This is a genomic window from Williamsia sp. z71 (assembly GCF_059553375.1).
This window is the reverse complement of sequence record NZ_JCANWX010000003.1, coordinates 514,372-529,862: the sequence shown is the minus strand read 5'-3', so window position 1 is coordinate 529,862 and position 15,491 is coordinate 514,372. Positions and strand designations below refer to the sequence as shown.

General features: G+C 63.9%; 12 protein-coding genes. 1 reads left to right on the top strand and 11 read right to left on the bottom strand.

The window, feature by feature from the left end; translation table 11 throughout:
• Nucleotides 1–12 precede the first annotated feature (12 nt).
• From fadD32 to glf, 11 genes are all read right to left on the bottom strand, one after another.
• The gene (fadD32, locus tag AC51GR_RS10645; protein WP_496324593.1) at nucleotides 13–1,911 is read right to left on the bottom strand and encodes a long-chain-fatty-acid--AMP ligase FadD32; all 1,899 of its coding nucleotides are present in this window, start codon (nucleotides 1,909–1,911) and stop codon (nucleotides 13–15) included.
• Nucleotides 1,912–2,200: 289 nt separating this feature from the next.
• Nucleotides 2,201–3,196, bottom strand: coding sequence for an LLM class F420-dependent oxidoreductase (locus tag AC51GR_RS10640; RefSeq protein WP_496324592.1), 996 nt, complete (start codon nucleotides 3,194–3,196; stop codon nucleotides 2,201–2,203).
• A gap of 142 nt (nucleotides 3,197–3,338) precedes the next feature.
• Nucleotides 3,339–4,313 carry a cutinase family protein gene (locus AC51GR_RS10635; RefSeq protein ID WP_496324591.1) on the bottom strand — a complete coding sequence of 325 codons (975 nt, stop codon included), beginning with the start codon at nucleotides 4,311–4,313 and terminating at the stop codon, nucleotides 3,339–3,341.
• A 13-nt stretch (nucleotides 4,314–4,326) separates the two neighbouring features.
• Entirely contained in the window at nucleotides 4,327–4,866 is a 540-nt protein-coding gene (locus tag AC51GR_RS10630; RefSeq protein WP_496324590.1) for a DUF732 domain-containing protein, read from the bottom strand.
• A gap of 94 nt (nucleotides 4,867–4,960) precedes the next feature.
• A complete protein-coding gene (locus AC51GR_RS10625; RefSeq protein WP_496324589.1) occupies nucleotides 4,961–6,814 on the bottom strand; it encodes an alpha/beta hydrolase-fold protein in 1,854 nt (617 codons plus the stop codon).
• Nucleotides 6,815–7,021: 207 nt separating this feature from the next.
• Nucleotides 7,022–7,996 carry an alpha/beta hydrolase gene (locus AC51GR_RS10620; protein ID WP_496324588.1) on the bottom strand — a complete coding sequence of 325 codons (975 nt, stop codon included), beginning with the start codon at nucleotides 7,994–7,996 and terminating at the stop codon, nucleotides 7,022–7,024.
• Nucleotides 7,997–8,391: 395 nt separating this feature from the next.
• The gene (locus tag AC51GR_RS10615; RefSeq protein ID WP_496324587.1) at nucleotides 8,392–10,332 is read right to left on the bottom strand and encodes an arabinofuranosyltransferase AftB family protein; all 1,941 of its coding nucleotides are present in this window, start codon (nucleotides 10,330–10,332) and stop codon (nucleotides 8,392–8,394) included.
• On the bottom strand, nucleotides 10,319–11,245 hold the full coding sequence (locus tag AC51GR_RS10610) for a decaprenyl-phosphate phosphoribosyltransferase (protein WP_496324586.1): 927 nt from the start codon (nucleotides 11,243–11,245) through the stop codon (nucleotides 10,319–10,321). The genes AC51GR_RS10615 and AC51GR_RS10610 overlap by 14 nt, the downstream gene beginning before the upstream one ends.
• The gene (locus AC51GR_RS10605; protein WP_496324585.1) at nucleotides 11,242–11,835 is read right to left on the bottom strand and encodes a phosphatase PAP2 family protein; all 594 of its coding nucleotides are present in this window, start codon (nucleotides 11,833–11,835) and stop codon (nucleotides 11,242–11,244) included. The genes AC51GR_RS10610 and AC51GR_RS10605 overlap by 4 nt, the downstream gene beginning before the upstream one ends.
• The gene (locus tag AC51GR_RS10600; RefSeq protein ID WP_496324634.1) at nucleotides 11,816–13,744 is read right to left on the bottom strand and encodes a glycosyltransferase; all 1,929 of its coding nucleotides are present in this window, start codon (nucleotides 13,742–13,744) and stop codon (nucleotides 11,816–11,818) included. Before AC51GR_RS10600 ends, AC51GR_RS10605 begins: the two co-directional genes overlap by 20 nt.
• Before the next feature lie 20 nt (nucleotides 13,745–13,764).
• A complete protein-coding gene (gene glf / locus AC51GR_RS10595; RefSeq protein WP_496324584.1) occupies nucleotides 13,765–14,985 on the bottom strand; it encodes a UDP-galactopyranose mutase in 1,221 nt (406 codons plus the stop codon).
• Nucleotides 14,986–15,154: 169 nt separating this feature from the next.
• Between glf and AC51GR_RS10590 the strand changes: the two genes are divergently transcribed.
• Nucleotides 15,155–15,460, top strand: coding sequence for a hypothetical protein (locus AC51GR_RS10590; protein ID WP_496324583.1), 306 nt, complete (start codon nucleotides 15,155–15,157; stop codon nucleotides 15,458–15,460).
• Nucleotides 15,461–15,491 lie beyond the last annotated feature (31 nt).

Genomic DNA, 15,491 nt, shown 5'->3' with positions numbered 1-15,491 from the left:
GGGGTTTCCAAACTATTGGTTCTCGATCGGCGCATCGGGGAACGCGGTCTGCTGGTAACCACCGCGCAGGCTCCCGTCGATGTACGCCGCCTTACATGCCCGTCGGGCGATCTTGCCACTGGAGGTTCGCGGGATCGAGCCGGCCGGAACCATCAGCACATCGCGCGCCATCACGCCGTGCCGCTGTGCGATCGCAGCGCGGACGGTATCCGCCACTTCCTGGGGATCGACCTTCTTGCCCGGGCCACGCTCGCCGACGATGACCAACTGCTCCGAGGCATCATCGGGGTCGAACTTCAGGCCGCTGGCCGAGTTCTGGAAGACGACCTCGGGCAATTCGTTGGCCGGCACCGCAAAGGCCGCCACAAACCCGGGACGCAGCGCGGGGCTGGCCTCCTGGGCCGAGAACTCGAGGTCCTGCGGGTAGTGGTTGCGGCCGTCGACGATCACCAGGTCCTTGACGCGACCGGTGATGTAGAGCTCGTTGTCGTACCAGACGCCGTAGTCGCCGGTCTTCATCCACTTGGCACCCGCCGGGGCGCCTTCACTGTGGCTGCCCACCGGCAACGGGTTCTTCAGGGTGTTGTTGAAGGTCTCTTCGGTTTCCTCCGGACGACCCCAGTAGCCGTGGCCGATGTTCATCCCGTGCAACCAGATCTCACCGACGTGTCCGTCGGGACGCTCGGTGGCGGTCTCCGAATCGGCGATCACGGCCCACTGGCTCACCGAGACCTGCCCACACGACACCTGCGCCACTGCACCCGGCGCGTCCTGGTCGACCAGTTTGAACTGACCGCGATTGAGTTCATCGCGATCGACGTAGATGATCTTCGCCTCGTTGTCGCGCTTGGTCGACGAAACGAACAGAGTGGCCTCCGCCATGCCGTACGACGGCTTGATGGCGGTCTTCGGGAGTCCGTACGGCCCGAACGCGTCGTTGAACTTCTTCATCGAACTGACCGTGACCGGCTCGCTGCCGTTGATCAGACCGATGACGTTGCTCAGGTCGATCTTCTCGCCGTCCTTCGGCACGCCACGCATGGCGGCGTGCTCGAAGGCGAAGTTGGGGGCTGCGGCGAAGGTGTCCGCGCGGTCCGCCATCGCGGCGAGCTCCTGGATCCACCGGCCCGGCCGGCGCACAAAAGCCTGCGGGCTCATGATCGTGATGTATTTGCCGCCCAGCGCCGGCAGGATCACCGTCAACAGGCCCATGTCGTGGAACATCGGCAGCCAGGTCACACCACGCGAATTGTGGTCGAACTCGATCGCATCGATCATCTGCAGCGCATTCGCGGCGACGGACTCGTACGTGATGACGACACCGGCCGGCACCCGGGTCGAACCCGACGTGTACTGCAGGTATGCGGTGTCATGGAGCTTGGGGGTGGGACGCACCCAGGTCTCCCCGACCGAATCGGGGACGGCGTCGATGGCGATGACGCGAGGACGGTCCTTGGCAGGCAGCGGCTTGAAGAAATCGCGCACCGCTTCGGCCGACTTCGTCGAGGTCAGGATCGCGGACGGCTTGCAGTCGGCCAGCACGGCGGTCAACCGGTCGGTGTGGCCGGGTTCATCCGGGGAGAACAGCGGGACGGCGATGTTGCCGGCGTAGAGCGAACCGAAGAAACCGATCACGTACTCGAGCGACTGCGGGGCAAGGATCGCCACCCGGTCACCGGGCTTGGTGACCTGCTGCAGTCGCGCTGCGATCGCACGCAGGCGCTTGCCGAACTGTGCCCAGGTCAGGTCGATGGCTTCGCCGTCGCGTTCGCGGCTGTAGTCCATGAACCGATACGCCAAGGTATCGGCCTGCTCGACGACATTGCGCTCCACGTAGTCGACCAGAGTCGCGTCCTCGGTGAAGAACAGGTTGCCGTTCTCGTCCAAAAACTGGTCAAACTCGTTGTTCATTCGCACTCCTGATAGCGGCCGGGGCGCCGGCCCGAATCGGGTCACCGCTGTCGCGCTTCACCGCGGGTGTCATGTCGGCCGAACGGCCGAGCATCACCTTCGGATTCGTCTTCAACAGGGTTCCCTACTTTTCATGTCAAGCCAAATAGGACTCGCAGCCATGGCGGCCCGAGCCAAACCCTCAACATACTACCGGCGGCCGTGTCCAACTCCTGAGCATCACCCACCGGGACACCCGCCTTCGGCGGTGGCCGAAAGACAACCTACGCCACGAACGCGCGGGCCGTGTCTACTCTCCTTTGAGAAGCGGGATGATGGGGGCGAACGCGTCCATCTGGGTCGGGAATACGCCGACGTACGACATCGTGGTGCGACGGCGTACCTCACGGATCTGCTCGGCGATCTGCTCGAACGAGCCGAACGCCAGGTACGGCGACTCCAGGATGTCCTCGACCGAGAGCTTCACATCCATCTCGATGTTAGGCGGATATCCCTGGTCAAGGGCGGCCAGCGCCATTTCTGCGGTCGCCTCGCGGTCATCGGTGATGACGATGGTGGCGATCGTCCAGTTCAGTTCGATCTCGTCGAAACGCTCGCCGGCCGCCTGCCGGATACGGTCCACCCGCTCGACCGTCTTCTTCATCGTCATGTCCGAGAGGCGGAGCTTGCCGTCGGCGGTGGTGCCGGTGGCCACAGAAATGATGTCGGCGTGCTTGGCGGCCAGTGCCAGCATCTTCGGACCACCACCGCCGACGGCGATCGGAGGCCGTGGTCCCTGCCGTGGCCGGGGGCTGCCGACGAGTCCCTTGATGTTGTAGAACTCACCTGAGAAGTTGACCTCTTCGCCGCGCAACAACCCGTCGAGGATGGTCAACGACTCGTCCAGGCGACGGATCCGTACGCCCGGCGACTCGAACTCGATGCCTGCCTTGTCGAACTCCTCTTTCATCCACCCGGCCCCGATACCGAGTTCGAGGCGTCCCTTCGACAGCACGTCGATGGTGGTGGCTTCCTTCGCCAGCAGGGCGGGATGACGGTAGCCGTTGGCCAGGACCGAGGTCGCGAGCCGAATCCGGTCGGTGGCCTGGCTCAGCGCACCCAGTGCCGCCAGCGGACCGACCTGGTTGCCGAGGTGATCGGGCACCGCGAAGGTGTCGAAACCGTACTCTTCGGCGGTCTGCGCGAGTTTGACGAACTTGCGGGCACCACCCTCGTCACGGTTGCCCTCGCCGCCTGCTCCGAATCGGAACTTGCGCAGACCGGAGTCCGCCGCAGCTGAAGTCATCTCTTCTCCTACCTGATACGCATGGCCCGCGGTCCATCGGCTCACCCGACGCCGTGCGGTTCGGCGTCACACGTTACTTCCGCGGCCAGGCGGCGCAAAATAGGCGGTGCCGGCACCGGAATACCGGTGCCGGCCAACCGGGCTATTCGTGCTTGGGGAACGGCGCTTCGTCGATGACGCTGCGTGCCCAGTCGGTCATCCAGACCGTCGCGGGCTGACCGTCGTCACTCCAGTACTTCGTTGTGTTGTACATCGCGTGCACCGGATTGTTGATGGCCCCCATCAGTTTGTTGATGCCTTCGAGGGGGTTGGAGATCGTCGGTGCATCACAGATCAGATCACCGGGCGCGCACAGCGAATACGTGCGATCGGTGAGTTCACCGAAACCGCCGGGTCGCGGACCGGTCAGGTCGATGCCGGGGATCGGCAGGATGTCGAGGGCGATCTCCGCGCCGACACCACTGGGATCGGGGCCGGCGTTCTCCGCCTGGTTCGGCTGCCTGCGCCCATCGGCGATCAGGCCGACACCCAGAACCAGGTCCTGGGAGACGGGCCCGTTGCCGTTGCCGATCTCGCCGGCGATGTCACCCACGATCACCGCGCCCTGCGAAAAGCCCATCAGCACGAAGCTGGTCAGCGGGCACTGCGCATTGACCTCGGCGATCTTCGCCCGGGTCTTCTCGGTGCCCTCGGCACGGGAGACGTTGTAGTCGGTCTGCCGGTCCTGCAGATTGGTCGGATTCCGGAACTGCGCGACGTAGGGAACGGTGTAGACGTCCGCCCGCGAGGCGTCGAACTCATTCGACAGCGGGCCAGAAACCTTGAGCATCAAGGACTCCGGATTCGCGGTCGGGTTGTAGGGGTCGTCGTTGCTGGACGACTCCCAGGTACCGGGAACCGAGATCACCTGCACATCGGGACAATCGGCGGGCTGCGCCGTGGGGCGCGGCACCGAGGTCGACGGCGTCTGCGACGGGCCTTCCGGCCCAACGGGTTCCGGCTTGAGCAGGTTGATGATCAGGATCACCACGAGGATGACCGCGATGATGCTCAGTATCGCCAGACCGAGGATGGCGAAGAGCAGCAGTTTGCCCCGCTTGCGTTTCTTGGGTGTCATCGAAGTCGGCCGGTCAGCAGAGCTTCGACTCGGCGGCCTTGATCACCTTGTCGGCGTCCGAGGCGGCCTTGGCCTCGTCAGTGGTCCCCGATCCGACGATCGGCACCACGAAGATCTTGATGCTGGCGGACGGGGTCCCCTGCTTCTTGCCCTCACAGACGGTCTGGCCCGCACTGATCGCCAGCGCGTTGTCGGGGTCGTTCGGGATCGTGACGCCCTGCTTCTTCAGCTCGGCCAGGTACGCCTGCATCTTGTCGTCGGGATCGACGCCGGCCGGGGCCTGCGCGGAGGCCGGACCGGTGGCCGGCAGTCCCTCGGTGTCGTCCGGCTGCGCCTTGCTGGTCACCTTCGTCGACGTGACGGCCGAAGACGGGGCGCTCTCACTCGGTGAGGGCTCCGCGCTGTTGGTGGCGCTGACCGCGACGCTGGAGGTGCTCACCGCGCTGGTGGGCGCCGAAGCGGTCGAGTCGTCGTCACCACACCCGGTGGCCAGCGCTGCCGTCACCAGCAGCGCTGCGCCCACGGTCACGGCCCGAATGATGTTGCCTGTCATGTCACTTCCTTCTCCGGCGCCCTCGCTGGGAGCGTCGTCTGTGCGGTCAGGTGCCCGAAGGCCTCCGCCAGGCTACCGAAACGATCTGAGGAAATTATTTGACCGTGACAACGCCGTTGACGTTTTCGATGGAACCACCCTCGAAACGCACCCGGGTTCCGCCGGTTATCGGCTCATCGTCACTGATGGGGTAGCCGAGCTTGCCGTTCTCGTAGCCGGCCTTGCCCCACGCCTCGAAGATCGGTCCGGGTGCGATCGCGAAGGCACCCTTCGCCGGGGTCCAGTAGATGTTGCCGCCGTCGAATGCGTTCAGCTTGCCGCCGGCCTTGAGACTGATCTCATTGGTGGTGGGGAAGCCCAGCCAGCCGGATTCGTTTCCGAGCTTGCTGTACTTCTCGAGGATCATGCCCTGCACCGAATGCGCGCCGTTGGCGGGATTCCAGTAGTAGGCGCCGATCTGGAAGGCCTGGACGCGGCCCTTGCCACCGGGGGTGTCGATCTCGTCACCGGTCGGGTACTTCAGCGGTCCGCGTTCGTAACCACTCTTGCCCCAGTCGGCCAGGATTGCGCCGCCGACCGGATGGGCACCGGTCGTGCGGGTCCAGTAGATGTTGCCGTTCTGGAAGCGGTTGAAGCGACCCACCTTGTCGGGTGTGGCCAACTCGCCGCTGGTCGGGAATCCGAGCCAACCGCCGGGACCACCGGCGGCCACGTAGGCGCCACCGATGCCGCCGCCCACCACCTGGGCTCCGGTCTTGGCCGACCAGATGATCCGACCACCACGGAAGTCCTGGGCGCGACCACCGGGGACGTCGTATTCGGGGGTCAGGCATTCACCGAGCGAGGACTTGGCGGCCTTGTACACCGGCGCGATCGCGCCACTGGTGCTGCATGCCGGGCGGTCGGCGGCGAGCCCGAGGGCTCCGGCCGCCTGCGGCCACGCCTGTTCCATCTCGAACTGCCAGTACGGCCAGGTATGGGTTCCGGAGTCGCGGTACACGGCCTGCGCACGGATACCGAGTTGATTCAGCCGGCTCGCGAACTGCTGCGAGGTCACCCGAGAGAGCACCTCGAGTCCCACACCGGCGTAGTTGGTGGCCAGACCCGGGATGGTCGAGAGGGTGTCGTACTGGCCGACGAGGCCGTTACCCGACGAGACGTAGAGGCTGGTGTCGGCCAGCTTCTCCGCCATCACGTACGGGTCGTGTTCTTTCCAGGCCGGATCGGTCGGCGGCCCGAACATCTTGGAGGCGTCGTAGCCACCGGCATCGTTGACCGCGAACTGGATGGCCTGCGGCATACCGAACGAGCTGAGCTGGAGGATGCCGGAGAACGACGCGGCGAACTTGAAGAAGCCGGGGTTACGTGCGGCGAGCATCATCGCCGCGGAACCGCCCATCGACAGGCCCTCGACGCCCCTGACGTCCGTCGAGCGCCACTGCTTCTCGAGGATCGGCGGCAGCTCCTTCGTCAGGAAGGTCTCCCACTGGTAGTTCTTGCCGTTGTTCGGCGCTTTCCAATCGGCGTAGAAGCTCGACTCGCCGCCGATGGGCATGACGACGTTGACGTTCTTGTCCTTGTAGAAGTCCTCGACGTTGGTGTTGATGATCCAGCCGCTCTGGTCTTCCTGCGCGCGCAGACCGTCCAGCATGTACATCTGCGGGAAGGTGTTCGACGGCCGATAATTCCAGTCCCTCGCCAGCAGCAACTGCACCTGGATGTTGGTGCCCATCGCCGGCGAGTAGACCCACATCGCGACCCGGCGGTCGGAGTACCAGAAGGTGTTGGTGATCTTGACGCCCGGAACCTCGGCTGCGGGTGCGCTGTACACCGGCCCGGGGGCCGCATGCAGAGGCGCGGCGGCCGCGGTCGACGTTCCCAGCACTGCGGACACTGCCACCGCGCCGGCGATCAGTCCCAATGCACCGCGCACAAATCTCTGCCGCATGTACCTCTACTCCTCAAGTCACGATCAAAACCAGATCTCTGGCCGAACTCCGTTGCGCCGTTTCTTCGCACATCCGGGTCGAACTCCGCTCCGTACATCAACAAAAAACAGAACGCCCTACGTGTTTCATACACGTAGGGCGTTCGGTTTTGAGGTTGCCACACCTGTTACTGGTGTGATTTTTGTGACCAGAGGGTCACGGTCGAACTATCCGTGGAACCATCCCTGCTGCAGTGCGCGCCACATCATGTCCTGCCAGTAGCCCCACGCGTGAGTGCCCTGGAGCGGGTAATCGGTGGTGAGCTTGACGCGGTTGACGAAGGCCTGGACCTCGAAGGCACGGGTCTGCGCCAGCGAAAGTGTTTCGAGCGGTACGCCCTGCACGATACTGACCAAATTCTCGTTGACGTTGTGCGCACCCGGGATACCGGTACCGGAGCCGACGCGAACATTCAGGCCATGCATCTTGGTGATCTGCACGAACGGGTCGTTGTCGTACCAGCGGGTGCTCCATGGTGCGCCCCACATGCTGTCGACATTCCACGGTCCGCCGTCGGCGTCGAGAAGAGCCACGCGGATGGCCGACTTCATGCCCGGAGCCGACAGGTTCAGGTAACCGGACAAAGAGAAGGCGTGCGAGTACCAGTTCTTGTTGTTCGCGGCGACAACGAGGGCAGCGTTACCACCCATCGAGATGCCGGCGATGGCGAGCTTTCCGGACGGGATCATGCCGCGGTTGGCCAAGGCCCGGGGCAGGGTGTCCGAGATGACGCAGTTCCACTTGTACGTGAAGGTCTGACCGTTGAAATTGCTCGGTGCATTCCAGTCGCTGTAGAAGCTCGCGGCACCACCGACAGGCATGACCACGTTGACGCCGCGGTCGACCATGCTCTGCACGTTGGTCTCGTGTTCCCAGCCGCTGACGTCATTCGTTGCACGCAGGCCGTCGAGCAGGACAACTGTCTTGTAGTTGCCGGGCTTGGTCCACGAACGGACCTTCACTCCCCCGGGCATCCCACAGCCATCGACTCGGAACTCCTGGAAACCGCTGTAGGAGCCCCAGGCGCCGGCGGTACCGGTACCGGCAACCACACCGACTCCGGAGATGGTCGCCAGTGCGGCGAAGGCAGCGACAAGTCGCTTGCCGAATCCCGCTCGCCCGAAAGGTCTGCGTACGCGCATCGAATGAAACTCTCTTTCTGTCCAGCACCGCAGCCAATGGCTGGGGTGCCTTGGAAAACAATCGGCCACGAGGACTCTCCGGTGGACCAAGGTCCCTCAGCTGTTACACAGCCGGCGACACATGGGTCCCGCACTCCGGCAACGAAGGGAGCCTATTGGATAGGCCCTTGCCTGACAAACCCTACGACTGGATTCATCACGCCCGGAACGACCTTGCGACCTGCCCAAATTCAGGTTCTCGATGACTATCGTGCCTGTAAAACCCGGCGTTACAGTTCCGAGACCTTGCTTTGGGTCACATTCCCAGCTCAGTCGCCCCACCTGCCCTGACGCTCACATTCACAGATAACTTTCAGGTAACGATTGGGCGAGCCCACAGATTCTGATTGTCACGATCAGGAAACGGGGGGTGGGATCGGCAGGTTGCACCGCTGCAGTTCGTACAGCGGGTTGCGGTCGATTCGGTACGACGTGAAGCCTGCCGCCTGCCGCACGTTGTGCCGGAATCGCTCGAACGTCCACGGCGCCGAGTACGAGGCGATCAGATCCTCGGTGGGCTTACAGGTGAGCGCCACCTGAGCCTGCCTGACCCCGTCCTGACTGATGAACGGCGGCAATACCGGGTATCGCGGATACGCGCCGGATTCGGCGACCACCCACTCCGGGTCCAGATCCTTGTCATGACCGATCCGTCCATCCGGGAGTCGATCCGAATGGGCAGCAATCGGGTATGCCAGACCCATCTGGTCGATGACCCGGACGTCGAGTGGCGCATTCATGCTGGTCATACCCAGGTTGAGGTAGTACACGGTGAGCTGCTTGACCACATTGTCCGGGGGCGGCACCGGCAGCGGATCGAAGTACCACTCGTTGTAGTTCGGAGAAGGCAGCAGCACTCCACCGGTGTCCTGGTGCTCGGCGATCGATTCGACCATCGCCCGGACCCTCGGATAGCCCAGGTAGTCCTCGGCCGTGATCGGGTGCTCGACACCGATGTTCTGGATGTAATAGCGCCGCTCATCGACGATGCCACCACGGCCGATCTCCGTGCCGTTCGTCATACCGGCGACGTACGAGGTGGAAACGGCCCACGCCACGGTCGTCACCCACAGACCGGTCATCACCCCGGCACCGACCCAGCCGACGATCTGGTCGCGACCCAACGCGGTCGGGATGACGATCGGGATCACCATCACCGGGAGCATCAGCAAGAACAGCGGAACGAGCAGCACCCTCGCGTGCATGAAGTCGCCACCCTGGCGAACCCAGTAGAGCGCCTCGACCAATCCGGTGACGATGATCAGGGCGACGACGGCGGTCGGGGTCTGAAGACTGCGGCTGACCATCGCGGTCCGCGCCCGCCATCCTCGGTCCTGGTCCTCGCGGTCGCGATCGGCGGTGGAATCGACCTGCCGACTGCGCAGGAACCAGGCCACCGCGGCCGCGATCACCGCGACGATGAGCGGCAGCAGCAACAGATAAGGGGTGAACATGTTGCCGAGGTAGCGGAAGCCCTGTTCGAACTTCGAGCCGCTGGCGTCTTTGGCCACCGCAGTGTTGGGGACCAGCAGGCCGTAGTAGCCCATCCGGAAGATCTGGTAGGCCACCGGGAGCAGGCCGGCCACCGCTGCGAACGCCAGCCGCATCCGCCACGTCATCGGTGCGCAGACCACCAGCAACAGCGCGCAGCCACCGACAAGCGTCAGCTCCGGCCGGATCAGCGGTGCCAGGCCGGCCGTGAATCCGAGGACCAGTGTGGTGCTGGTCTGTTTCCGGTCGAGGCGTCCGGACGGGGTCTGTCGCTGACTCCACGCCACCAGCTGGCACCACAACAGGGCGGCCCAGAAGATGCAGAGCGAGGTCTCGAGACCACTGGTGGCGAAGTCGCGGGCCGGCGGCAGGGCGATGTAGACAAGCGCCCCGAGCGGGAGCAGCAACATCGCGCCGCGATTGACCGCGCCATGGCCCTTGTCGATGCGGTACAGCCGCCCGGTTCCGTACATCGCCAACGGGACGGCCACGACCGAGAGAACGAGCGCGATCCACAACACCACGTACTCGGTGCGGGCGTCGGTCACCCAACTCCAGAACCAGATCAGGTAGGTCCACAGCGTCGAGGTGTTCGCCTCGACCCGCTCACCCTTGTTGAAGACCGGCCCATTGCCGGCCAGCAGGTTGCGAACCGTCCGGAGGACGATCAGTCCGTCGTCGGCGATCCAGCGACGCTGCCATGCTCCGTAACCGAATATGACGCCGACCACGACCGCACTGATGGACAGTGAGATCGTGGCCGGATTGATCCTGCGGCCCAAAACCGTTGGTTCAACTGATGGCATAGACCGCGACACCCACGCATACTAACCAGGCAATGGCCAGCAGCTGGAGAACACGGTCGCCGAGCGCGATTTCTTCGGGTTCGCCCGCTTGACCACCGTCAACATCCACGGCGTAGCGAAGGATTGCGATGGTGAAAGGCACCATCGACAGGGCATACCAAACGTTGTCGTCATGTCCGCTGTCGGCGTCGAACGCCCACATGCCGTAACAGAGAACGACGGCGGTCGCCGACAGCGTCCACACGAATCGCAGGTACGTCGTTGTGTAGTACTCGAGGCTCTTACGGATCTTGGCGCCGGTGCGTTCGACCAACTGGAGCTCGGCGTACCGCTTGCCCGCCGCCATGAAGAGCGACCCGAACGTCATGACCAACAGGAACCACTTCGACAGACCCTCGGGCAGTTCCGCCGCCACGCCACCGGCGATGGCGCGCAGCAGGAAGCCGGACGAGACGATGCAGATGTCGATGACCGGTTCGTGCTTGAGTCCGAAGCAATAGCCGAGCTGGATCACCAGGTAGACGCCGATGACAACCGCGAGCTGCCAGTTCGCCAGGAACGAGATGCCGATGGATACCGCACCCAGGACGGCCGCCAGCGCGAAGGCCAGCGGCACCGGAACCACTCCGGCCGCGATCGGACGGAACCGCTTGGTCGGATGATTGCGATCCGCCTCGACGTCGAGTGCGTCGTTGATCAGGTAGACACACGACGCCACCAGACAGAACGCGACAAACGCGATCGCGGTCCGCGCCAGGACATCACCCTCGTCGACCGCCCCCGCGGCCAGCGGTGCGGCCAACACCAGAAGGTTCTTCACCCATTGCCGTGGCCTGACGGCCTTGACCAGGCCGGTTGCCAGATTCTTCGGCGGGCCACGCAACGCGCCGTGCTCGATCGGCTCCTCGCTCACTGCACTCCTCGGTTCTCGGTTCGGATCAGTCTTTCACCTGTGGTCAGCGCGGCCGCACAGGTGGCACCGATCAGCGCTCCACCGATCACATCGGTCGGGTAATGCACGCCCAGGACCAGTCGTGACATCAACATCGGCGGCACGATGACCGCGGGCAGCACAGTCCGGTTCAGTCCGGCCGCCCGTCCGATGAGGATCGCCGCGGCGGTGGTCGAGGTGGCGTGCGAGGACGGAAAGCTCAGTTTGCTCGGTGTCGACACACCGATCTTGATGTCGGGGTGATGTGGACGCTTCCGGCGGACGACACGTTTGATGACCACCGACGCGGCGTGCGCACCAAAGGCGCCCACTCCGGCGATCGCCCATCGGTTGCGGCCCTCGATGTCACCGCGCGCAGCCGAAACAGCCACCCCCGCACCGGCAATCGCCAGCCAGCCCAGCGAGTGCTCACCGAAATGCGAGAGCCCCCGAGCCGCGCTCACCGCTCCCGGTTTGTTGATCAGCGCACGCTGGATCCCGACCAGAATCTTGGTCTCGCCACGCACTGCACCGATGGGACTGCACTCGACCTCAATCGATTCCGAAGACACGCTCCCAGCTTTCTTTACTGGTCAGGTCCGCATGCGCGGATCGGTAGGTTTCCCGCATCTCGGGGAAGCGAGCGCGGAGTTCCTTGATCAGGGCAGCTGACTCTTTGGCCAGGGCGATCATCTTGTCCCGGTCCCGCTGACGGTAGACCACTCCGCGACCGTCGGCGGTGGTCACAGTGACCCCGTCGACGCGGCCGAGGCTGAACCAACGCGCCTGCAGCGGAGGGTAATTGGCTTGCGGGACCTCGTGATGACGCGGATCGGCCGGACGTAGGTTGTTCACCACGCTGGCACTGAGCGACCGGATCTTGGTGATCGGATTCGTCGGAATGCTCATCCCGAAACCTGTTGCCTCGCCGGTGGTCCGAGGCAACTCGGTGGCAGAGGGCAGGACCACCGCATCGGGGTACTGCTTGCGCATCGCCGCGATCTTCGGCAGCGCGGTGGGTAGCAGGTCGCGGACGTGTTCCGGCCCGGCCAGGAAGTCACGGATGGCTTCGTTCTGGATTGCCACCGTCGAATACTCAAGGCACAGAAGATGTTTGGCGGTGGCCTTTGCCATCGACTTAAGGATCCCGGAGATCGAACCCTCGTGGTGGATCGAAGCGACCACCAGTCGGTTCCGCAGATGGAAGTACGCCTGCCAGTCGATGGCGTCGTCCTTGTCACTCCAGGCCATGTGCCAGATGGCAATACCCGGAATGGTGGCGGTCGGATAGCCGGCCTTGGCTGCGCGCAGTGCGTATTCCCAGTCGTCCCACTTGATGAACAGCGGCATCGGCAGGCCGATCTTCTCCGCGGTCTCCCGCGGGATCATGCACATCCACCAGCCGTTGCCGTCGACGTCGATGCGCCGGTGCAGATTCTTGGAATTCTCCCGGTCCCGCAAGGGGTACTCGGCGAAGTCGTGGTCGTACTCGACGTACGGCGCACTGGTCCACATGAAGTTGCTGTGGTCGATGACCTCACCCATGCAGTGCAGGTGACTGCGGTCCTGCAGGTTGAGCATCTGGCCGCCGACGAGCATCGGCGACTTTGCGAATCGCGACAGCGCCAGCGCCCGCAGGATCGAATCCGGCTCGATGCTGATGTCGTCGTCCATGTAGAGCACGTACGGGCTGTCGGTCTGCTTGAGCGCCTCGTACATGATGCGCGAATAACCGCCCGAGCCACCGAGATTGCCCTGCTTGAACATGTGCAACCGGTCACCGAGCGCAGCAGCGGCCTCGGCGTATCCGGGCTCGTCCTTGACCGCCTTGGTGCCCTGATCGGGCATCATCACCGCGTCGATGACCTCGTCGACCAAAGGGTCAGAAGTCAAGGCGCGCAGCGCATTCACCGCATCGGTGGGACGGTTGAACGTCGGGATACCGATGGTCACCCGCTTGGTCTCCGGACCGGTCGGTGCGTCGATCGGGGCGTACCAACCGGCGGCGCGCACCTCGACATCGGTGTCGGTGGTGATGTCGAACCAGATCCAGCCACCGTCTTCGAACGGCTCGAGGCCGACCTCGAATTCGATGACACCGTCACCGTTTTCATCGATCGGAACCAGGTTGCCGTCGACCGCGATACGGGATCCATCGATCTTCGACCGATAAACGTCGACGCGGCAGGCGCCGGTCACCTCGATCCGCAACACAACGGACTTCAGGATGCTCCAACGGCGCCAGTACGACGCTGCGAAAGCATTGAAGTAGGTCAGGAAGCTCACCTCGGACTCGGCACCGAGCAGCACCGAGGTTCGGGTCGGCGCATGTGCGCGTCGAGCGTTGTTCTCGGACTCCACCAGGTAGAGCGACCGGACGTCCAGCGGTTCACCCTGTCGCGGGAGAATCACGCGTTGCAGCAAGGTTTTTGCCGCGTCGTGTGTCTGCGGGCTCTGTGACTGCTCGGCTTCCGTTGTCACTGTCGTTGTTGTTGTCCCGGTCACTGTTCCACCTCTGTCGCCAGTGGCGCACCGGACTTCAGGTGCGGCGCAAGCGTGTTCTCGTACATCGTCAGGGCGCTGGCGATTGCCATGTGCATGTCGAGGTACTGATAGGTGCCCAAACGGCCACCGAACAGCACCTTCGACGAAGCCGTCTCGGCATTCGCCCGCGCGCGATAAGCATTGAGCTTCTCGCGATCCTCAGGTGTGTTGATCGGGTAGTACGGCTCGTCGTCGTTCTCGGCGAAGCGGCTGTACTCGCGCATGATGACCGTCTTGTCGGTCGGGTAATCGCGCTCGGGATGGAAGTGCCGGAACTCGTGGATGCGGGTGTACGGGACGTCCGCATCGTTGTAGTTCATCACCGGCGTTCCCTGGAAATCGCCGGTGTCGAGTACCTCGGTCTCGAAGTCGAGTGTTCGCCAGCCGAGTTCGCCGTCGGCGTAGTCGAAGTAGCGGTCGAGGGGTCCGGTGTAGACCACCGGGGCGTCGGGACTCTGGGCCCGCAACTCGTCGCGGACGTCGAACCAGTCGGTCTCCAGACGCACATCGATGAGGTCGCTCGCTGCCATGTTCTCGAGCCAGGCGGTGTAACCGTCCGTCGGCAGGCCCTCGTAGGTGTCGTTGAAGTAGCGGTTGTCAAAGGTGTATCGCACCGGGAGCCGGGCGATGTTCGCCGCCGGCAGCTCCTTCGGGTCGGTCTGCCACTGCTTGGCCGTGTAATGCTTCACGAACGCCTCATAGAGAGGGCGGCCGATCAGGCTGATGGCCTTCTCTTCGAGGTTCGCCGCCTTGGCGGTTTCGATCTCACTGGACTGCTCGGCGATCAGCGCGCGGGCCTCGTCCGGTGTGAAGTAGCGGCCGAAGAACTGCGAGACCAGACCCAGGCCCATCGGGAACTGATAGGCCTGCCCCTGGTACATGGCGAAGACGCGATGCTGGTACCCGGTGAAGTCGGTGAACTTGTTGACGTAGTCCCACACCTTCTTGTTCGAGGTGTGAAACAGGTGGGCGCCGTACTTGTGGATCTCGATCCCGGTGGTGGGTTCGGGTTCGGAATACGCATTGCCGCCGAGATGGTGACGCCGGTCGATGACCAGGACACGTTTGCCGAGCTCGGTGGCCACCCGTTCTGCAACAGTCAGTCCGTAAAATCCCGATCCGACCACGAAGAGGTCGTAGCCGGACGCGGCATCTGGGCTGGTTTTGAGGGGGGTCACGGGTGTTCAGGGTAACCGAACCGTCGAGCTACTCCGATTCGCCGGGCAGGTACGCCCACAAACATGTCATGACCGTGCGGGAACATTTCGGGGTCGGCCCGACTCCCATCACTGACAAACCGGCGACCCTTCTTTTCGGCGGACACCCCCACGACCCAGGAGAAGTACCGTGACCAGCCCAGATGACCAGCTCGACGGGATCTTCTCCCAGATCGCGGCACAGGACCAGGTTGATCCGGCGGTCTTCGACCAGACCCTCGAAGCAGCATTCGACCACACCGGCCCCGGCTTCGAGGACCTGATTCCAGAGACCGAGAGCACACTCCCGGACGATCCAGACGACCCCGTGGACGACCTCTTTGTCGGCGATACCACCGATGACTTCGGCAGTGACGATCCCGACACCGACCCGTCCGACCACACAGATCCCCTCCCCGCTGACGACCACACCCCGGGGGACGACCTCCTCGCCTGACCCCGCCCGCCCCCCGATGATGTGCCCTTTT